14 protein-coding genes are annotated in these 19,224 nt (G+C 74.3%); 2 read left to right on the top strand and 12 right to left on the bottom strand.

Going from position 1 to position 19,224, the window contains the following annotated elements:
• Nucleotides 1-44: 44 nt before the first annotated feature.
• From ACQYWQ_RS23480 to ACQYWQ_RS23460, 5 genes are all read right to left on the bottom strand, one after another.
• Nucleotides 45-1,367 carry an AI-2E family transporter gene (locus ACQYWQ_RS23480; RefSeq protein ID WP_431039311.1) on the bottom strand — a complete coding sequence of 441 codons (1,323 nt, stop codon included), beginning with the start codon at nt 1,365-1,367 and terminating at the stop codon, nt 45-47.
• A gap of 326 nt (nt 1,368-1,693) precedes the next feature.
• On the bottom strand, nt 1,694-1,888 hold the full coding sequence (locus tag ACQYWQ_RS23475; protein WP_431037240.1) for a DUF3046 domain-containing protein: 195 nt from the start codon (nt 1,886-1,888) through the stop codon (nt 1,694-1,696).
• A 46-nt stretch (nt 1,889-1,934) separates the two neighbouring features.
• Nucleotides 1,935-2,243, bottom strand: coding sequence for an AzlD domain-containing protein (locus ACQYWQ_RS23470; RefSeq protein ID WP_431037239.1), 309 nt, complete (start codon nt 2,241-2,243; stop codon nt 1,935-1,937).
• Nucleotides 2,240-3,220, bottom strand: a complete 981-nt coding sequence (locus tag ACQYWQ_RS23465) for an AzlC family ABC transporter permease (RefSeq protein ID WP_431037237.1) — start codon at nt 3,218-3,220, stop codon at nt 2,240-2,242. Before ACQYWQ_RS23465 ends, ACQYWQ_RS23470 begins: the two co-directional genes overlap by 4 nt.
• 133 nt (nt 3,221-3,353) lie before the next feature.
• A complete protein-coding gene (locus ACQYWQ_RS23460) occupies nt 3,354-4,202 on the bottom strand; it encodes an AraC family transcriptional regulator (RefSeq protein WP_431037236.1) in 849 nt (282 codons plus the stop codon).
• Nucleotides 4,203-4,421: 219 nt separating this feature from the next.
• On the opposite strand from ACQYWQ_RS23460, the gene ACQYWQ_RS23455 reads away from it, so the two are divergent.
• Together ACQYWQ_RS23455 and ACQYWQ_RS23450 are read left to right on the top strand one after the other, a co-directional pair.
• On the top strand, nt 4,422-9,065 hold the full coding sequence (locus ACQYWQ_RS23455) for an ATP-dependent helicase (RefSeq protein WP_431037234.1): 4,644 nt from the start codon (nt 4,422-4,424) through the stop codon (nt 9,063-9,065).
• Nucleotides 9,066-9,124: 59 nt separating this feature from the next.
• Nucleotides 9,125-9,916 (top strand): Fpg/Nei family DNA glycosylase, encoded by a 792-nt coding sequence (locus ACQYWQ_RS23450; RefSeq protein WP_431037232.1) that lies wholly within the window; start codon nt 9,125-9,127, stop codon nt 9,914-9,916.
• A gap of 247 nt (nt 9,917-10,163) precedes the next feature.
• Here the strand turns inward: ACQYWQ_RS23450 and ACQYWQ_RS23445 are convergent, their stop codons facing one another.
• The 7 genes from ACQYWQ_RS23445 to ACQYWQ_RS23415 form a co-directional block, all read right to left on the bottom strand.
• Nucleotides 10,164-10,637 carry a Dps family protein gene (locus ACQYWQ_RS23445; protein WP_431037230.1) on the bottom strand — a complete coding sequence of 158 codons (474 nt, stop codon included), beginning with the start codon at nt 10,635-10,637 and terminating at the stop codon, nt 10,164-10,166.
• Between the two features lie 324 nt (nt 10,638-10,961).
• On the bottom strand, nt 10,962-11,333 hold the full coding sequence (locus ACQYWQ_RS23440; RefSeq protein WP_007821437.1) for a helix-turn-helix domain-containing protein: 372 nt from the start codon (nt 11,331-11,333) through the stop codon (nt 10,962-10,964).
• Between the two features lie 109 nt (nt 11,334-11,442).
• Nucleotides 11,443-12,135 (bottom strand): CinA family protein, encoded by a 693-nt coding sequence (locus ACQYWQ_RS23435; RefSeq protein WP_431037229.1) that lies wholly within the window; start codon nt 12,133-12,135, stop codon nt 11,443-11,445.
• Nucleotides 12,132-13,094: a CDP-diacylglycerol--glycerol-3-phosphate 3-phosphatidyltransferase gene (gene pgsA, locus ACQYWQ_RS23430; RefSeq protein WP_431037227.1), complete on the bottom strand. Its 963-nt coding sequence runs from the start codon at nt 13,092-13,094 to the stop codon at nt 12,132-12,134. Before pgsA ends, ACQYWQ_RS23435 begins: the two co-directional genes overlap by 4 nt.
• Nucleotides 13,091-14,590: a 30S ribosomal protein S12 methylthiotransferase RimO gene (rimO, locus tag ACQYWQ_RS23425; RefSeq protein WP_431037226.1), complete on the bottom strand. Its 1,500-nt coding sequence runs from the start codon at nt 14,588-14,590 to the stop codon at nt 13,091-13,093. The genes pgsA and rimO overlap by 4 nt, the downstream gene beginning before the upstream one ends.
• Nucleotides 14,591-14,748: 158 nt before the next feature.
• Complete coding sequence (locus tag ACQYWQ_RS23420; RefSeq protein ID WP_431037225.1) at nt 14,749-15,588, bottom strand: helix-turn-helix domain-containing protein; 840 nt, start codon at nt 15,586-15,588, stop codon at nt 14,749-14,751.
• 440 nt (nt 15,589-16,028) lie between these two features.
• The gene (locus ACQYWQ_RS23415; RefSeq protein WP_431037224.1) at nt 16,029-18,989 is read right to left on the bottom strand and encodes a DNA translocase FtsK; all 2,961 of its coding nucleotides are present in this window, start codon (nt 18,987-18,989) and stop codon (nt 16,029-16,031) included.
• Nucleotides 18,990-19,224: the final 235 nt, after the last annotated feature.

The following is a 19,224-nucleotide window of genomic DNA, read 5'->3' as shown; positions in this document are numbered from 1 at the left end:
GGCGCGTACGGCACGACGCGTACGGCGTGTGACGCCGCGTGGCGTCAGGCGCCCGGTCGTGGCCCTTCGTCGTCGCGTCCCTCACCGTCGCGCCGCCCGCCGTTCGGCCGGGGCGCGTCGTCATTCCGCGAGGGCGCGTCGTCCGGGGCCGCGGGAGGGGTGCCGCCCGGCGTGGCCGTCCCCGTGTCCGTCTCCCCCGGCGTTCCCGCCGTCCCCGCCTGCTCCGCGTCGGCCGACGGCGGAGTGCCCGGCTCGTTCGGGCCCCTCAGGGCGCGGCGGACCCGGGCGAGCACAGGCGAGCCGCCGGGGCGGGGTCGGGGCCCCATGACGCGCGGGTCGTCGGTCACGTCGTACCGCTTCACGTACGCCGCGAGGAACGCCTGCAAGGTCGCGACGGCCGGGATCGAGACGAGCGCGCCGACGGCGCCGAGCAGCGCGGTGCCCGCGATCACGGAACCGAAGGCGACGGCGGGGTGGATGTCGACCGTGCGCGCCGTGAGCTTCGGCTGGAGCAGGTAGTTCTCGAACTGCTGGTAGACCACGACGAACACCAGCACCCACACCGCGTACCAGGGGTCCACGGTGAAGGCGATCAGCATGGGCAGGGCCCCGGCCAGATACGTGCCGATGGTGGGGATGAACTGTGAGACGAGCCCGACCCACACACCGAGCGCGGGTGCGTAGGGGATGCCGAGCGCCTGAAAGAGGATGTAGTGCGCGATGCCGGAGATGAGCGCCATCAGACCGCGCGAGTAGAGGTAGCCGCCGGTCTTGTCGACCGCGATCTCCCAGGCCCGCAGCACTTCCGCCTGCTTCGCCGGTGGCAGCACCGAGCACAGCGCGCGGCGCAGTCGTGGGCCGTCGGCAGCGAAGTAGAAGGCGAAGAGCAGCAGCGTGAGGAGCTGGAACAGGCCGCCGAGCACCTGCGCGGAGACGTCGAGCACCCCCGAGGCGCTGTTGCGCACGTAACGCTGGAGCCAGTCCGAGTGCAGGACGCTGTCCTGCACCTCAAGGCGCGACAGGTCGGTGTGGAACGTCCCGTTGACCCACTTGATGAGGGAGTCGAGGTACTTGGGGAAGTCCTCGACCATGTTCTGGATCTGCCCCGCGAGCATCGAGCCGAGCAGCGTCACGAAGCCGGCGGCGAAGATGAGGATGCCCAGGAAGACGAGGCCCGTCGCCGCGCCGCGCCGCATCCCGCGCGCCGACATCCAGCTCACCGCGGGCTCGATCGCGAGGGCCAGGAAGAAGGCGATCAGGACGTTGATCAGCAGCCCGGTGAGCCGGTGGAAGGCCCACGTACCGAGCTGGAAGCAGGCGATCAGGAGCAGCGCGGAGACCATAGCGCGCGGCAGCCAGCGGGGCATGCGCCCGCCCTGCCCGCCCGCCCCTGAGCCGGAGGCAGGCGGCCCTGGGGCGTCCGCGCCCGGCGGGGCCGTGTGTCCGGTGGTCTCGTCTGTCGCTGCCACGTCAGTCAGTCTCGCCTACGCCTCGGACATTCGGACAATCGCTCGGTCCGCCGACAATTCCCGGCCACGATCATGGCCGGATCAGGCCGGTCTCTCGGGTCGGTACGCGAGCGGGGGCACGCGGACGGGGCGGCCTGCGCGGCGGAACGGGAACCGGGCGGCGCGAACCGCGGGGGGTACGGGAGGGGCGCGGCCGCGGGGGTACGGGAGGGGGCGCGGCCCGCTCAGCGCTCGCTCTCCGGCACGTCGGCCGCCTCGCACACCGCGCGCCACACGTCCTTCGCCTCCCAGCCGTCGGCGAGCGCCTGCTCCACGGTGCGCCCGCCGAGCTGGGACATGACGTGATCGTGCGCGAAGGACTCCACGTAGCCCGCGCCGAAGTGATCCGTCATCTTGCGCCAGAAGACCGTCAACCGCATGGGGCCAGTATCCGCGATCTCCGTGCGGGCCGTCGCGCCGGGCCGCTCAGCCCGCGAGGGCCCGTACTCCCGCCGTCACGAGCACCGCGGCGCCGACGACCACGAGGAACGGCGCGCGCACGAGCAGCGCGAGCGCGGCGGCACCGACACCGGCGGCGCGCGCGTCGAGGACGAGCGAGGTGCCGTGCGCGAAGGTCTGCTGCGCGGTGAGCGCCGCGAGCAGCGCGACGGGCAGCAGGGCCGCGAGCCGCCGCACGAGGGGCCGCTCCAGGACGCCGCCGGGGACCAGGAGCCCGGCGAGCTTGACCGCGTAGCAGCCGACGGCCGTGAGCACCACGGCGAGCCAGACGTTCATCGTTCGTCCTCCTGCGGGGCGTCGGGGCGGGCGGTGGCGTCGGGACGCGACGTCGCCGCGTCGTCCGTACGGGACGGGGCGGCGTCGCGGGAACGCGGCGGGGCGGCGTCCTCCGTACGCGGCGACGCGGTGGCGTCGCGGCGTCGCCACGTCGCGCCGCGCGCCGTCCGCCTGCCGCGCGCCGTCCGCCTGCCGTCCGCCGTCCGCCTGCCGTGCGCCCACAGCACGGCGGGCGCGGCGAGGGCCGAGACGAGGACGGGGACGCCCGCGGGGAGCACCGGCAGGAGGCCGAGTCCGAGCAGGACGGCGAGCGCCGCGACGGCGCGTTCGGCGGTGCCGCGCACCATCGGCGCCAGGAGCGCGAGAAAGACGGCGGGGCCCGCGGCGTCGAGGCCCCAGGCGTCGGTGTCCCCGATCGCCTCCGCGCCCACGGCACCGAGGAGAGTCGTCAGGTTCCACAGGAGGTAGAGGGACAGCCCCGTGACGGTGAAGCCGATGCGGGCGCCGCGCCGGTCGGGCTGGGCGAGCGCGACCGCGCTCGTCTCGTCGATGACCCACTGCGCGGCGAGCGGGCGCAGCGCGCGGGGCACCTGGAGCAGCTGCGACAGGCGCAGTCCGTAGAAGGCGTTGCGCACCCCGAGGAAGAAGGCCCCCGCCGCGGCGGCGTATGCGCCGCCGCCGCCCGCCAGGGCACCCACCAGCGCGAACTGCGAGGCACCGGTGAAGACGAGCAGGCTCAGCGCGCAGGTCTGCGCGACGCTCAGCCCCGCCCCGGCCGATGTGACCCCGAAGGCGAAGCCGGAGAGCCCCACAGCGATGCCCACGCCGAGCGCGTCGCGCACGACGGCGGCATCGGGTTTGCGCGACGTGGGGTACGCACCGGACGCGGCGTGAGGCGCCGGAGACGCGGCGTCGGGCGCGGAAGGCGCGGAAGGCGCGGAGGTACCGTGCGGCGGGGGTCGGTTCTCGCTGTTCACGGCCTCAGGCTAGGAAGGCCCGCGCGCGTGGTCTTGTACGTTCTTGCGTGCCACCCGTGCCACCCGTGCCACCCACGCCACCCGTGCCACCCACGCCACCCCGCCCACCCGCGCGCACCGGCCGCGTGCGGCGTCACCCCGGCAGCCGCTCGCGGCGGTACGCGCCCGGTGGGACGCCCACGATGCGCGTGAAGTGGCGGTTCAGGTGGGGCTGATCGCTGAAGCCCACCGCGTGCGCGACGTCGGCGGGCGTGAGGCCCGCGTCGAGGAGGCGGCGTGCCGCACGCACCCGCGCGTCGGTGAGCCACGTGTGCGGCGGCATCCCGTACGCGGCGCGGAAGGCGCGCAGGAGGGCGTACGGGCTGGTGCCGAGGCCGGCGGCCAGCGCGCCGAGCGAGGGCGGGTCGTCGAGACGGCCCGCAAGGATGTCGCGTGCCTCGGCCGCGACGCGGGCCCCCGCGCCGCGCACCGTCCTGGCCCGCAGTGGTCCCCCGTTGCGGCGCAGCAGCCGGGTGACGGTGACGCGCAGCAGCGTGTCGGCGGTGAGCGCGTCGCCCTCCTCCGCCGCGCGCAGCAGGCGGTGCACGAGGCGCGACGCGTACGGGTCGGCCAGGACCGGCGCGGCGAAGCCCGGCGCGCCGCGCAGCGTCGTCGTCTCGCGCGCGATCTCGGCGACGAGGCCCGGCGCCGGGTAGACGGCGCCGTACCGCCAGCCCTCGGGCCCCTGGGCGCGTCCCGTGTGCGGCGTGTCCGGATTGACGAGGGCGAGACTGCCCGCGCCCGCGTACTCCTCGGTGCCGCGGTGCCGGAAGACCTCCACGCCCGCGGTCACCGCGGCGATGACGTAGTGCTCGTGGGTGTGCGGCGCGAAGGTCTTGCGGACGTAGCGGGCGCGCAGGAGGTCGACGTCGGGCAGCTCCGCGTACCGCCAGTGCCGCGCTCTCTCGGCCGCTCCACGCCGCGTCCCCTCGCTCGCCGTCATGGCGCCATTGTGCGAGGGGACGCGCCGCAGGCGACGGAGCGTTCCACGGTACGGACGCGCCACGCGCCGTGCGGCGTCGCCCACCCCCACGCGGCGCCGCACGCCCCGTACGACCGCGCCGTACGACCGCCCCGTACGTCGCGTACCGCCCCCGCCACGCGACGTATCCGCGCCCCGCTCCCCCAGCCGTTGTCAGTGCCACGGTGCACGATGGGGAGCATGGCCGCTTCCGCCCTCCAGGGGTTCTCCGCCGCCACCCGTGACTGGTTCACGGGTGCCTTCTCCGCGCCGACCGCCGCGCAGGAGGGCGCGTGGCGCGCCATCCAGGAGGAGTCGGACGTCCTGGTGGTGGCCCCGACCGGTTCCGGCAAGACCCTCGCCGCCTTCCTCGCCGCGCTGGACGGTCTCGCGTCCACGCCTCCTCCCTCCGAGGCCCGCAAGCGCTGCCGCGTCCTGTACGTGTCCCCGCTCAAGGCCCTCGCCGTGGACGTGGAACGCAATCTGCGCAGCCCCCTGACCGGTATCCGGCAGGAATCGGTGCGGCTCGGGCTGCCCGAGCCCGAGATCCGCGTCGGCATCCGCTCGGGCGACACCCCGGCCGCGGAGCGCCGCTCGCTCACGACGCGCCCGCCCGACATCCTCATCACGACGCCCGAGTCCCTCTTCCTCATGCTCACCTCGCAGGCGCGCGAGGCGCTGACCGGCGTCGAGACGGTGATCCTCGACGAGGTGCACGCCGTGGCCGGCACGAAACGCGGCGCGCACCTGGCGCTCTCGCTGGAGCGGCTCGACGAGCTGCTGCCGCGTCCCGCGCGCCGCATCGGCCTCTCGGCCACGGTGCGCCCCGTCGACGAGGTGGCGCGCTTCCTGTCGCCGCAGCGCAGGGCGAAGGTCGTGCAGCCGGCGTCGGGCAAGGAGTTCGACCTCTCGGTCGTCGTGCCCGTGCCGGATCTCGGCGAGATGGGCGGCTCGCCCGTCGGCGAGGACGACAAGGGCGAGTCGCCGTCCGTGTGGCCGCAGGTCGAGGAGCGGATCACGGACCTCGTGCAGGCGCACCGCTCGACGATCGTGTTCGTCAACTCGCGCCGTCTCGCCGAGCGCCTGTGCAACCGCCTCAACGAGATCGCCTACGAGCGCGCGACGGGCGAACCCCTGCCGGAGGACCACGGCCCGGCCCAGCTCATGGGCGGCTCGGGCCCCGCGAAGGGCGCGCCGCCCGTGCTCGCGCGGGCGCACCACGGCTCGGTCTCCAAGGAGCAGCGCGCGCAGGTCGAGGAGGACCTCAAGGCGGGCAGACTGCCCGCCGTCGTCGCGACGTCGAGCCTGGAGCTGGGCATCGACATGGGCGCCGTCGACCTCGTCGTGCAGGTCGAGTCGCCGCCCTCGGTCGCCTCCGGGCTCCAGCGCGTCGGGCGCGCGGGGCACCAGGTGGGCGCGGTCTCGACGGGCGTCGTCTTCCCGAAGTACCGCGGCGACCTCGTGCAGTCCGCGGTCGTCACCGAGCGGATGCGCGGCGGGCTCATCGAGGCGCTGCGCGTCCCGTCCAATCCGCTCGACGTCCTCGCGCAACAGCTCGTCGCGATGACGTCGATGGACACGTGGCAGTACGACGACCTGCTCGCGCTCGTCCGCCGTGCCGCGCCGTTCGCCGCGCTGCCCGAGTCGGCCTTCGAATCGGTGCTCGACATGCTCGCGGGCCGCTACCCCTCGGACGCCTTCGCCGAGCTGCGCCCGCGCCTCGTGTGGGACCGCGTCGCGGGCACTCTCACGGGCCGCCCCGGCACGCAGCGGCTCGCGGTCACCTCGGGCGGCACGATCCCCGACCGCGGCCTCTTCGGCGTCTTCCTCGCGGGCTCGGACCCGAAGAAGGGCGGCGGCCGCGTCGGCGAGCTGGACGAGGAGATGGTGTACGAGTCGCGCGTCGGCGACGTCTTCACGCTCGGTACGACGTCGTGGCGCATCGAGGACATCACGCGCGACCGCGTGCTCGTCTCGCCCGCTCCCGGGGTGCCCGGCAGGCTCCCGTTCTGGAAGGGCGACCAGCTGGGCAGGCCGCTGGAGCTGGGGCGCGCGCTCGGCGCCTTCGTACGGGAGCTGGGCGGGCTCTCGCAGGAGGACGCGCGCCTTCGCCTCGTGGCGGCCGGTCTCGACGCCTGGGCGACGGACAACCTGCTCGCGTACCTGGACGAGCAGCGCCGCGCCTGCGGGCACGTCCCCGACGACCGCACCATCGTCGTCGAGCGCTTCCGCGACGAACTCGGCGACTGGCGCGTCGTCGTGCACTCCCCCTTCGGCGCGCAGGTGCACGCGCCGTGGGCGCTCGCGATCGGCGCGCGGCTGCACGAGAAGCTGGGCCTGGACGCGCAGGTCGTGCACGCCGACGACGGCATCGTGCTGCGCCTGCCCGACGCGGACCTCCTCGGCCTCGACCTCCTCGACGCCGACGCGGCCCCGAAGGCGCCGGGGACGGAGTACGACAGCGAGCAGGCCCCCGTCGGCGCCACCGACACGCTCTTCGACCAGGAGGAGATCGAACGGATCGTCACCGACGAGGTCGGCGGCTCCGCGCTCTTCGCCTCGCGCTTTCGCGAATGCGCCGCGCGCGCCCTGCTCCTGCCCCGCCGCGACCCCGGCCGCCGCACCCCGCTGTGGCAGCAGCGCCAGCGCGCCTCGCAGCTGCTCCAGGTCGCGAGCGAGTTCGGCTCGTTCCCGATCGTCCTCGAAGCGGTGCGCGAGTGCCTCCAGGACGTCTTCGACGTGCCGGGGCTGCGCGAGCTGATGGGCGACATCGCGGCACGCCGCGTCCGCCTCGTCGAAGTGACGACCCCCGAGGCGTCCCCCTTCGCCCGCTCGCTGCTCTTCGGGTACGTGGCGCAGTTCCTGTACGAGGGCGACTCGCCCCTCGCCGAGCGCCGCGCCGCCGCGCTCTCGCTCGACTCGCGCCTGCTCTCCGAGCTGCTCGGCCGCGCCGAGCTGCGCGAACTGCTCGACCCCGAGGTCCTCGCCGAGCTGGAGCGTGAGCTGCAATGGCTCACCGAGGACCGCGCCGTCAAGGACGCCGAGGGCGTCGCCGACCGCCTGCGCCTCCTCGGGCCGCTCACGGACGAGGAGCTGACGCGGCGTGGCGCGGAGCCCTCGTACGTAGGGGAACTGGCGGAGACGCGCCGCGCCATCGAGGTGCGCGTCGCAGGGCGCGCGTACTGGGCGGCGATCGAGGACGCGGGACGGCTGCGCGACGCGCTTGGCACCGCCCTGCCCGTGGGCGTGCCCGAGGCGTTCACGGAACCGGTGAAGGACCCGCTCGGCGACCTCCTCGCACGCTACGCGCGCACGCACGGCCCGTTCACGACGGCGGACGCGGCCGCGCGCTTCGGCCTCGGCACCGCGGTGACCGAGGGCGCGCTCCAGCGGCTCGCGGCGGGCGGACGCGTCGTGGCCGGCGAGTTCCACCCGGCGGGGCGCGGCCAGGAGTGGTGCGACGCGACGGTGCTGCGGCGCCTGCGGCGGCGCTCGCTCGCGGCGCTGCGGCACGAGCTGGAGCCGGTGGCGCCGAGCGCGTACGCGGACTTCCTGCCGCGCTGGCAGCACCTCGACGGCAACGGGCTGCGCGGCGTCGACGGCCTCGTGCGCGCCGTCGAGCAGTTGCAGGGTGCGACGGTGCCCGCGTCCGCGCTCGAACGCCTCGTCCTGCCCTCGCGCCTGTCCGCGTACAGCCCGGCGCTCCTCGACGAGCTGACCTCGGCGGGTGAGCTGCTGTGGGCAGGGGCGGGCGCGCTGCCGGGCAAGGACGGCTGGATCGGTCTCTACCCGGCCGATTCCGCGCCGCTCCTGCTCCCGGAACCGCTCCCCCTCGAACTGAGCCCGCTGCACCAGTCGCTCCTGGACGCGCTCTCGGGCGGGTACGGGCTCTTCTTCCGCCAGATCGCCGGACAGGTACGCGCCACGACGCACCCGGACGCGACGGACCCCCAGCTCGCCGACGCCTTGTGGGACCTCGTGTGGACCGGGCGGCTCACGAACGACACGCTCGCGCCGCTGCGCGCCCTGCTCGGCTCGGGGCGCACGGCGGGCTCCACGGCGCACCGCGCGCGCCGCACCGTGCCGCGCGGCAGGTACGGCTCCCTCACCGCCGCCGCGCGCACCGCCTCGCGCTCGGGGCCGCCCACCGTGGCGGGCCGCTGGTCGCTGCTGCCCCCGCGCGAGGGCGACCCGACGGTGCGCGCGCACGCCCTCGCCCGTACGCTCCTCGACCGCTACGGCGTCGTCACGCGCGGCACCGTCGCCGCCGAGGGCATCGAGGGCGGCTTCTCGAAGGTGTACCGGGTGCTCGCCGCCTTCGAGGAGAACGGGCAGGCACGGCGCGGGTACGTGGTGGAGGGGCTCGGTGCCGCGCAGTTCGCCGTCGAGGGCGCCGTGGACCGGCTGCGCGCCGTCGCGACGGCGGCCGAGCGCGGCGACGCGCGTACGGGGCACGCCGTGGTCCTCGCTGCCGCCGATCCCGCGAACGCCTACGGCGCGGCGCTGCCGTGGCCGGAGCCACCCGAGAACACCCCGCACAAACCGGGCCGCAAGGCGGGCTCGCTCGTCGTCCTCGTCAACGGCGCGCTGACCGTCTACGTCGAACGGGGCGGCAAGACGCTCCTCGTGTGGCCCGCGACGCCCGGCGAGCCCGTCGCCCCGGACGATCCGCGCATCGCCGACGCGCTGGGCGCCCTGGCGGAGGCCGCGGGGGCCGGGGCGCTCGGCACCCTGACCGTCGAGCGGATCAACGGCGCGCCGGCGCTCACGGCCCCGCTCGGCCCCGTACTCGAAGCGGCCGGTTTCCACGCGACGCCGAGGGGGCTGCGGCTGCGGGCACAGTAGCGGCGGACAGGCACAGGAGCAGGCGGAGGCAGGCGAAAGGCGCAGGCAGGAGGGACACCATGCCCGAGGGCGACACCGTCTTCCACACGGCGCGACGCCTCCACGACGCGCTCGCGGGGCAGCGGCTCACGGTCGCCGACCTGCGCGTGCCGCGCTTCGCGACGGCGGACCTCACCGGGCGCGAGGTGCACGACGTGACGCCGCGCGGCAAGCACCTCCTCACCCGCCTCTCGGGCGGGCTCACGCTCCACACCCATCTGCGGATGGACGGCGCGTGGCGGGTGTACGAGGCGGGCGAGCGCTGGCGGGGCGGTCCTGGCCACCAGATCCGCGCGGTCCTCGGCACGGGAGCCCGCACCGCCGTCGGGTACCGCCTCCCCGTCGTCGAACTGCTCCGTACCGCCGACGAGGACCGCGCCGTCGGCCACCTCGGTCCCGATCTCCTCGGTCCGGACTGGGACGCGGACGCCGCGCTCGCCCGGCTCCTCTCCGCGCCGGAGCGCCCCCTCGGCGAAGCCCTGCTCGACCAGCGCAATCTCGCGGGCATCGGCAACGTCTACAAGAGCGAGCTGTGCTTCCTGCTGCGCGTCACCCCCTGGACCCCGGTGGGCGACGTCCCCGCCCTCGCGCGCGTCCCCGCGCTCGCCGCCCGGCTCCTGCACGCCAACCGCGACACCTTCCGCCGCGTCACGACGGGCCGCCGCGACACCCCGCTCTACGTCTACGGCCGCGCGCGCCGCCCCTGCCTGCGCTGCGGCACTCCCCTCCGCGAGGCGGAGCAGGGCGACGGCACGAAGGCCCGCCCGACGTACTGGTGCCCACGCTGCCAGGAGGGCCCGGCACCGCTCTGAGCGGCACGCCACCGCCGCCCGCCACTCCCCCTTGCCACCACCGCCGCCCCACGCCGCCACCCCATGCCGCCACCGCACGCCGCCGCGCCGCGTCTCCCGCCTCGGCCTGCCCACGCGGCCCTTCCCGCGACGCGTGGCGCGGCGGCTCCCGCCCCACAAGAAAGCCGGAGCCAGCGCCGTTCTCACGGCGCGAAGGCTCCGGCTCCGCCATATGGCTACTGCGTCGTGAAGGCCCCCGAAGGAACCGTCACTCGTTGTTCGATGCCTGGAACATCCAGTGATGTTTCTCCAGGTCGGCCGTGATCGCGATGAGGAGGTCCTGCGTGACCGGGTCGGGCTCTTCCGTCGCCGCGACCCGCTCGCGCAGCCGCTTGATGGCCGCGGCGAGGGCGTCGGTCATGGCGGCGACCGCGTCGTTGTCCTTGATCCAGCCGTCACCGATCTTGCCGATGCCGCTCGTGGCGGCGACGGTGCCCGCGCGGCCGTCCGGCGAGACGCCGAGCGTCGAGGCGCGCTCAGCGACCTCGTCCATGTGCGTACGGGCCGATTCCACGACGTCGTCGAGCTGGAGGTGCACCGAGCGGAAGCGGGGGCCGATGACGTTCCAGTGGATCTGCTTGGCGACCAGGGAAAGATCCACGAGGTCGACCAGCGCACCCTGGAGCGCGTCGGAAACGATCTTGAGATCGGCTTCGGCAAGGGGGCTCTTCACTACGTACATCCGAATTCCTCCATCTCACTCACGACTCACGTGCCCCCGTTCCGCTCTCTCAACCATGACATAACGCAGTGAGGCAGGTCACAAGATAAAGGGCGTTCCGCCGGCGTGGAGCGACCACCCCGCACGAGCCGACCACACGGGCCACGTACGGCGTCCGCGCCCACGGGCCCGCCCGCAGCCACCGCACAAGCCGCCGCACCGGCCGGGACGCACCAGCCGCACACGCCGGCGGTATACGGGACCGGGCACGCGAAAGGCGGAGCCCCCACCGAAGTAGCCGGTGGGGGCTCCGCCATACGTGGGGCGCGAGCGTCGTGCGACCGGTCAGGCCGCGACCACGTCCACTGCCTCGGTCGGTGCCTTGATGGTGACCCGCTCGGGCGGGACACCCGTGACGGACACCGAATTCAGTACCGGACGGCGTACCGGCGGCACCGGGTCGGCGGCTGCCGACTCGGCCAGCTCAGCGAGGGCGAGTTCGTCGCTGACCTCGTGCATCAGCTCGGACATCCGTACATCAAGCGCGTCGCAAATAGCGGCAAGCAGTTCGGAGGATGCCTCCTTCTGCCCCCGCTCCACCTCGGAGAGATAGCCGAGTGAGACCCGGGCGGACGAGGAGACTTCGCGCAGAGTACGGCCCTGGCGCTGGCGCTGCCGACGCAGCACGTCACCCAGCAGGCGACGGAGCAGAATCATCGGTGGCTCCCTCCTCGGACCGTGTTACCGCATCCTTCTCGCCCCACCGTACCGCCTGGGACCGTGGCCGTGCGGGGAGCGAAGACGTGTTCACTCAGGGCTGTAAACATCAAGTCCCCCCGTTTTCTTCCGTATCCTGTGCGCGCGCATTTCTGATCAGTTCATCGCGGAGCAGGCCGAGCACGATCCGCACGCTATCCCTACGGATTTCCGCACGGTCACCGTTCAACCGCAGTGCCAGAATTTTCTCGCCCCGTGCACCGGTCAAACCTGTTACGGATCGCTTTTCGGTGTCCCCTGCGCCACTCGTGTCCCCACCGTTCGTCTTCCCCTCGACGCTCGTCTCGCCCGCCACGGTTCCGTGGTGCCCGAGGCTCTCGCCGGGCGGGGGCGGGGCGGCGGCGACGGCGGGCCCGGCGACGGCCACGTACACCGTGCCGACGGGCCGGCCGTCCTGCGGCTCGGGTCCCGCGACGCCGGTCGTCGCCGCGCCCCAGTCCGCGCCGAGCGCGTCGCGGACGCCCGACGCCATGTGCGCGGCGACCTCCGGGTGCACGGCGCCCTCGCGGGCGAGGAGCGCGGGGTCGACGCCGAGCAGCCGGTGCTTCAGCTCGGTCGCGTAGGCGGTGACGGAGCCGCGGAAGGCGGCGGAGGCGCCGGGGGCAGCGGTCAGCTCGGCGGCGACGAGGCCCCCCGTGAGGGACTCGGCGACGGCGACGGTCTGCCCGGCCTCGCGGGCGAGGGCGATGACGTCGACCGCCGCGTTCTCGGGCAGGGCACCGCCGGCATCGCGCGCGCTCACGCCTGGCTCCTCCGCCCGCGCGCCGCGGTATCGCGCGCCGCGGTATCGCGCGCCGCGGTATCGCGCGCCGCGACGCCTTCCGACGCGACGTCCTGCGCCGCGACGCCTTCCGGCGCCGTGTCCTCCGACCCGACGTCGCCCGGGGCACCCTCGCCGGACGCACCGTCCCCGGGCCTCGCCGGCTCGCCCGCGGCCGCCGTCTCCCGCGCGTCCGGCGCCGCCTCGCCCGCCTCCGCCTCGCGCGGCGCCTTTCCGCGCACCACGGCCTCCACCCGCTCCCCCGTCCCGAGGTCGCGCGCCCGCGCCTCGTCGAGGACGACGGCACGGCGCGCCGCGATGCCCTCGCGGCGCAGCACCACCGCCTGCCGTACGTAGTCGAGCCCCGTCACGACGGTGAGCGCGACCGCGACGGCCATGACCCAGAAGCGCGCCGAAGCGAGCGGGCCCGTGAGCGCGAGCACGTACATCCCGACAGCGACGCCCTGCGCGAGGGTCTTGAACTTGCCGCCGCGACTGGCCGGGATGACCCCGTACCTGATGACGACGAAGCGCAGCAGCGTGATGCCCAGCTCACGGCCCAGGATGACACCCGTGACCCACCACGGCAGGTCGCCGAGGGCGGAGAGGCAGCACAGCGCGGCGCCCATGATCGCCTTGTCGGCGATCGGGTCCGCGATCTTCCCGAAGTCGGTGACGAGGTTGTACGTGCGTGCGAGGTGCCCGTCGAAGAGGTCGGTGATCATCGCAACGGTGAAGGCGGCCCACGCGAAGGAGCGCCACGCCGGGTCGTGTCCCCCGGCGGCGAGCATCAGGGCGATGAAACCGGGGACGAGGACGAGCCGGATCATCGTGAGGATGTTCGCGATGTTCCAGATACGGGGGGTGCCCGCGGCGCCCGCTGCGGTGCTGCCGCCAGGGACGCCGGTGCCGCTCGTGGCGGTTGCCGGGGCTCCCGTCATCTGCCTGCCTCCTCAAGACACTCCGCCACGAGATCGACGCCTTCGGTGCCGATCACCTTGGCGACGACCATACGGCCGACGGGCGGCGAAGCACCGTCCGGGAGCGCCGCCCCGCCGGTGAGAATGATCTGCCCGTCCGTCTCGGGGGCCTGGTGGGGCCCCCGGCCGAGGGCCGGCTCCTCCTCGGTGGCGGCCGATTCGACGAGCACCTCCATCGTCTCGCCGATCCGCTCCTCCGCACGCTGGGCGGTCAGCTCCTCGGCGAGCCGCGAGACCCGCGCGAGGCGCTCGGCGACGACCTCGTCGTCGAGCTTCGTCCTGTACGTGGCGGCCTCGGTGCCCTCCTCGTCGGAGTAGCCGAAGACCCCGATCGCGTCGAGTCGCGCGGAGGTCAGGAAGCGCTCCAGCTCCGCGACGTCCTCCTCGGTCTCGCCGGGGAAGCCGACGATGAAGTTCGAGCGCACGCCGGCCCCTGGGGCCTTCGCGCGGATCTGGTCGAGCAGGCCGAGGAAGCTGTCGGTGCCGCCGAAGCGCCGCATCGCGCGCAGCACGCCCGCCGCGGAGTGCTGGAAGGAGAGGTCGAAGTACGGGGCGATCTTGGGCGTCGAGGTCAGCACGTCGATCAGGCCGGGGCGCATCTCGGCCGGCTGGAGGTAGCTGACACGTACGCGCTCGATGCCGTCCACGGCGGCCAGCTCGGGCAGCAGCGTCTCCAGGAGCCGGATGTCGCCGAGGTCCTTGCCGTACGAGGTGTTGTTCTCGGAGACGAGCATGACCTCGCGCACGCCCTGCTCGGCGAGCCACCGTGTCTCGGCGAGCACGTCGGAGGGACGGCGCGAGATGAAGGAGCCGCGGAAGGAGGGGATGGCGCAGAAGGAGCAGCGGCGGTCGCAGCCGGAGGCGAGCTTGACGGAGGCGACGGGGCTGGCGCCGAGGCGGCGGCGCAGCGGCGCGCGCGGCCCCGACGCGGGCGCGAGGCCGTCGGGGAGGTCGGCGGGCGCGACGTCCTCGGGCGCCGGGGCCTGCTGGGCGTGGCCCGGCAGCGCGACGCCCGCGGCGTCCTGGCGGGCCGCGGGGCTCAGCGGAAGGAGCTTGCGGCGGTCGCGCGGGGTGTGCGAGGCGTGGATGCCGCCGCTCAGGATCGTCTGAAGACGGTCGGAGATGTCCGCGTAGTCGTCGAAACCGAGCACGCCGTCGGCCTCGGGCAGCGCCTCGGCGAGGTCCTTGCCGTACCGCTCGGCCATGCAGCCCACGGCGACGACGGCCTGCGTTCTGCCGTGGCCCTTGAGGTCATTGGCCTCCAGGAGCGCGTCGACGGAGTCCTTCTTGGCCGCCTCGACGAATCCACAGGTGTTGACGACGGCGACATCGGCGTGCGAGGCGTCATCGACGAGGTCCCAGCCGTCCGCCTCCAGGCGGCCTGCCAGCTCCTCCGAGTCCACCTCGTTACGGGCGCAGCCAAGGGTGACGAGAGCGACGGTGCGGCGTTCGGGCATGGGCTCAAGACTACTTCGTCCCCGGACGGCGCCTTCCGCGCAGGTGGCGGTACGGGTTCGGGCACATGTTGTACGGGCCGCGGCGGCGGTACGCGGCGGACGCCCCCTCGGCCTGGGCCCCGGCCTGCGCCGCCGCCCCGCGCCCGCCTCGGCCCGTCTCAGCCCTCCGCGGGGTCGCCCTTCGTGTACGAGAGCCGCTGGACCTGGCCGGGGCGGAACTTGTCGGCGATCGGCTTGCCGTTCACGTAGACGCGCACCGCGCCCGCGTCGCCGAGGACGAGGTCGACCTGCTCGGCGTCCGTGAACGTCTTGTGCTGCCCCTGCTCCAGGACGCCGTCGAAGAGGCTGCGCCCCGTGTGGTCCTTGACCGACACCCAGGAGCGGCGCTCGGGCACGCTCAGCTTCACGGTCACCTTGTCCGCGGGCACGGCGGCCACGGCGCTCTCCGAGGGATCGGCGGGCGAGGGGCTCTCGCTCGGGGACGCGCTCGGGGACGGGCTCGGCGACGGGCTCGCGCTGTGTGTCGCGGGGGCGCCCTCCGCGGCGTGGCGCTTCGTCCCCGCGGGCTCGTCGCCGCCGCTCACGACGGTGAAGCCCACGAAGGCGACGACGGCGACGATCGCGGCGACCATAGCGGCGGTCCAGTTGGGGCGGCGGCGGTCGGGCCGGATGCGCTCGGCCTCGAAGAGCGGCGCGGCGGGCGTGGGCAGCGAGGCGCCGCCGCCGTGCTCCGCGTCGTACCGCGCGAGAAGGGGTTCCGGGTCGAGGCCGACGGCGCGCGCGAGCGCGCGCAGGTGTCCCCGGGCGTAGACGGTGCCGCCGCACTGCGAGAAGTCGTCGTTCTCGATGGCCTGGACGAGGGGCACGCGGATTCGTGTCGAGGCGCTCAGGTCCTCGACCCGGAGCCCGGCCTTCGCGCGGGCCTGCCGCAGCGTCTCGCCGAGGGACGGACCGTCGTCGGAAGGGCGTTCTTCTGCTGGGGAGTTGCCGATGGACACGAGAGCGCCTTTCGAGCGTGCAGCCACCTGCTGGAGGTTCAGTCTAGGGGGGCTGTAAAAGGCTCGGGCAACCCGGCGGACGGGGTTTTACGCCATCGGAATGCCCGGAAATCCTGGGGCGCCCCCGGCCCCGGAATCTCCACACATCCCGCACTCCGCACGCGCGCCCTCCACCCTCGCCGCCACCGCACCTGAACGGATGACGGGCACTGGGCCACGAGGCGGCGCCGGACCACCGGATCGCTTCCGCCCCAGTTGACGCGCGACCGGCCGAAAGGGTTGCCCGCGGCCCACCGGCCCACGCCGCGCCGCGTCGCCGCGCAGCCCACCGCGCCGCCCCGGCCCGCCGCACCCTCAGCGCACCGCCCGCCCTCGGCGCGCCGCCCCCGTCGGCCCGCCCGCCGCCCCCGTACGGACGCGACGCCGCGTCCCCGTCCCCCTCAGCCCGCCGCGCCGTCCCCCGCGCCAGGCCCCCCGGGGCCCCTGGCGCCCCCCGCGGCCCCGGCGCCGCCGGAAGCGGCCGCACCCCCCGTGCCCCCGCCCCCGCGGATCTCGTCGATGACGCCGTCCAGCTCGTCCGGCTTGACGAGCACGTCGCGCGCCTTGGAGCCCTCGCTGGGCCCCACGATGTTGCGTGTCTCCATGAGGTCCATGAGCCGCCCGGCCTTCGCGAAGCCGACACGCAGCTTGCGCTGGAGCATCGACGTGGAGCCGAACTGGGTCGAGACGACGAGTTCGGTCGCCTGGAGCAGCAGGTCGAGGTCGTCCCCGATCTCCTCGTCGATCTCCTTCTTCTGCTGCGAGCCGACCACGACGTCCTCGCGGAAGACCGGCGCCATCTGCTCCTTGCAGTGGCGCACGACGGCCGCGATCTCCGCCTCCGTGACGAAGGCCCCCTGTATGCGCGTCGCCTTGTTGTCGCCCATCGGCAGGAAGAGCCCGTCGCCCTTGCCGATGAGCTTCTCCGCGCCGGGCTGGTCGAGGATGACGCGGCTGTCGGCGAGCGAGGACGTCGCGAAGGCGAGCCGCGAGGGCACGTTCGCCTTGATGAGCCCGGTGACGACGTCGACGGAAGGACGCTGCGTCGCGAGGACGAGGTGGATGCCCGCGGCGCGCGCGAGCTGCGTGATGCGCACGATCGCGTCCTCGACGTCGCGCGGCGCGACCATCATGAGGTCGGCCAGCTCGTCGACGATCACGAGCAGGTACGGGTACGGCTGGAGCTCGCGCTCACTGCCCTCGGGCGTCGTGAGCTTGCCCTCGCGGATCGCCGCGTTGAAGTCGTCGATGTGCCGGTAGCCGAAGGCCGCGAGGTCGTCGTAGCGCAGATCCATCTCGCGCACGACCCACTGGAGCGCCTCGGCGGCCTTCTTCGGGTTCGTGATGATCGGCGTGATGAGGTGCGGGATGCCTTCGTAGGCGGTCAGCTCGACGCGCTTGGGGTCGACGAGCACGAGCCGTACGTCCTCGGGCGTCGCGCGCATCATGATCGAGGTGATGAGGCAGTTGATGCACGAGGACTTGCCGGAACCGGTCGCGCCCGCGACGAGGACGTGCGGCATCTTCGCGAGGCTGTGCATGACGTAGCCGCCTTCGACGTCCTTGCCGAAGGCGACGAGCATCGGGTCGTCGTCCTCGGCGGCGTCGGCGAGGCGCAGCACGTCGCCGAGGTTGACCATCTCGCGATCCGTGTTCGGGATCTCGATGCCGACAGCGGACTTGCCGGGGATGGGGCTGATGATGCGCACGTCGGGGCTCGCGACGGCGTACGCGATGTTCTTCGTGAGCGCCGTGATGCGCTCGACCTTGACCGCGGGGCCGAGCGCGACCTCATAGCGCGTCACCGTCGGGCCGCGCGTGAACCCGGTGACGCGCGCGTCGACCTTGAACTCGCTGAAGACGTTGGTGAGCGAGGCGACGACGGCGTCGTTGGCGGCGCTGCGCGCCTTGCCGGGACCGCCGCGCTCCAGGAGGTCGAGACTCGGCAGCGCGTAGGTGACATCGCCGGAGAGCTGGAGCTGCTCGGCGCGCGGCGGGAGGTCGCGCGGCTCCTGCGGGGCCTTCTTCGTCAGATCGGGTACGCCGCCGGAGGCCGCCTCGCCCGCGCCGTCGCGTCCCCCGCGCGACGCCGCGCCCGCGTCGCGCGACGCGGCACCGTCACGCGCCCCGTCCCGCGGCGCGGCACCATCGCGCGCCCCGGCGTCCTCGCGCGGCGGCGCCGCCTTCTCGCGCGGCGTCGGCACGGGCGTCGTCGACTCCCCCTCGCGCCGCCCCGTCCCCACCCCGTGCGTCAGGTCGGCGACGAGCGAGGACGGCGGCAGGCCGTGCAGCACCGCGCCGTCGAGCGCGGCGGCCGCGCGCGCCGCGACGTCCACGGGGTCGAGATCGCGGTCCTCGAAGACCCCGCTGCTGCTCTTGCGACGTCGCTCGAGCGCCGCCTCCTCCGCCTCGACGTCGTACGGGGCCGCGCCGCGACGCCGCGACGTCGCCCGCCGCCGCCTCGCCCGCGCGAGTTCGTCCGCCTCGCCCTCGCTCGCCCCGTGCCCAGCGAACTCCTCGTCCGCATCGGGCTCCTCGCCGCTGAAGACCCCGAGGCGCACTCCGAGGCGCCGCAGCCGCTGCGGGATCGCGTTCACGGGGGTCGCGGTCACGACGAGCAGCCCGAAGACGGTGAGCAGGAGCAGCAGCGGTACGGCGAGGACATCGCTCATCGTGAAGATGAGCGGGCTCGCCGCGGCCCAGCCGATGAGTCCGCCCGCGTCCTGGAGCGCCTCCAGGCCCGCGTCCCTGCTCGGCGCGCCGCAGGCGACGTGCACCTGCCCGAGGACGCCGACGACGAGCGCGGACAGGCCGATGACGATGCGTCCGTTGGCCTCGGGCTGCTCGGGGTGGCGGATGAGGCGCACGGCGATGACGCCGAGCAGTATCGGCACGAGCAGGTCGAGCCGCCCGAAGGCGCCGGTGACGAGGAGTTCGACGAGTTCGCCGACGGGGCCGTCGAGGCGGGACCAGGTGCCCGCGGCGACGACGAGGGCGAGGCCGAGGAGGAGCAGCGCGAGTCCGTCCTTGCGGTGTGCGGGATCGAGACCCTTGGCACCACGCCCTATGCCGCGCAGCATCGCCCCGATGCCGTGCGCGAGGCCCAGCCACACGGCCCTGACGAGCCGGTAGATGCCGTTGGTGGGGCTGGGGGCCGGTTTGGCGGGTGCCTTCTTGGCCGCGGCCTTCTTCGCCGGGGCCTTGGCCGCGCCCTTCTTCGCGGGCGCCTTCTTCGCGGGAGGCGCTGCCGCCGACTTCGCCGCGGCCGACTTCTTCGCCGGGCCCTTGGCCCCGCCCCCGGCACGCGGTCGCGCCGGACCCGCTGCGCTCGGTGAGCCCTTGCCGGAGGAACGAGAAGCCATGTGCTGAGGTTACCGGGCAGGACCACGGACGACACCTGTGACTACTGCTTCACCCGTTCGTGTCGCCTCTTGAGTGAACGCCAGGTTGACGCGCCCTCATGCGGGGCGGCTCCGAAGGCGCTACAGGAGCCGCGACGCCCCGGGCGAGGGACCCCCGTCGCACCAGGCCGGGCACCGCGCCCCTGTACGGGACCGCGCACCGCACCTCCGTACGGGACCGGGCAGCGCGCCCCGT

The sequence above is a fragment of the Streptomyces sp. P6-2-1 genome (genome assembly GCF_050613165.1).
Classification (GTDB): Bacteria; Actinomycetota; Actinomycetes; order Streptomycetales; family Streptomycetaceae; genus Streptomyces.
Note: the sequence above shows the minus strand (reverse complement) of the source record. Positions and strands in the feature narration are given on the sequence as shown.

Coding starts and splice junctions, on each gene's coding strand:
- ACQYWQ_RS23480 (WP_431039311.1), bottom strand. CDS start 1,367: ATGCCCCGCTGGCTGCCGCGCGCTATGGTCTCCGCGCTGCTCCTGATC.
- ACQYWQ_RS23475 (WP_431037240.1), bottom strand. CDS start 1,888: ATGCGGTTGACGGTCTTCTGGCGCAAGATGACGGATCACTTCGGCGCG.
- ACQYWQ_RS23470 (WP_431037239.1), bottom strand. CDS start 2,243: ATGAACGTCTGGCTCGCCGTGGTGCTCACGGCCGTCGGCTGCTACGCG.
- ACQYWQ_RS23460 (WP_431037236.1), bottom strand. CDS start 4,202: ATGACGGCGAGCGAGGGGACGCGGCGTGGAGCGGCCGAGAGAGCGCGG.
- ACQYWQ_RS23455 (WP_431037234.1), top strand. CDS start 4,422: ATGGCCGCTTCCGCCCTCCAGGGGTTCTCCGCCGCCACCCGTGACTGG.
- ACQYWQ_RS23450 (WP_431037232.1), top strand. CDS start 9,125: ATGCCCGAGGGCGACACCGTCTTCCACACGGCGCGACGCCTCCACGAC.
- ACQYWQ_RS23445 (WP_431037230.1), bottom strand. CDS start 10,637: ATGTACGTAGTGAAGAGCCCCCTTGCCGAAGCCGATCTCAAGATCGTT.
- ACQYWQ_RS23440 (WP_007821437.1), bottom strand. CDS start 11,333: ATGATTCTGCTCCGTCGCCTGCTGGGTGACGTGCTGCGTCGGCAGCGC.
- pgsA (WP_431037227.1), bottom strand. CDS start 13,094: ATGACGGGAGCCCCGGCAACCGCCACGAGCGGCACCGGCGTCCCTGGC.
- rimO (WP_431037226.1), bottom strand. CDS start 14,590: ATGCCCGAACGCCGCACCGTCGCTCTCGTCACCCTTGGCTGCGCCCGT.
- ACQYWQ_RS23415 (WP_431037224.1), bottom strand. CDS start 18,989: ATGGCTTCTCGTTCCTCCGGCAAGGGCTCACCGAGCGCAGCGGGTCCG.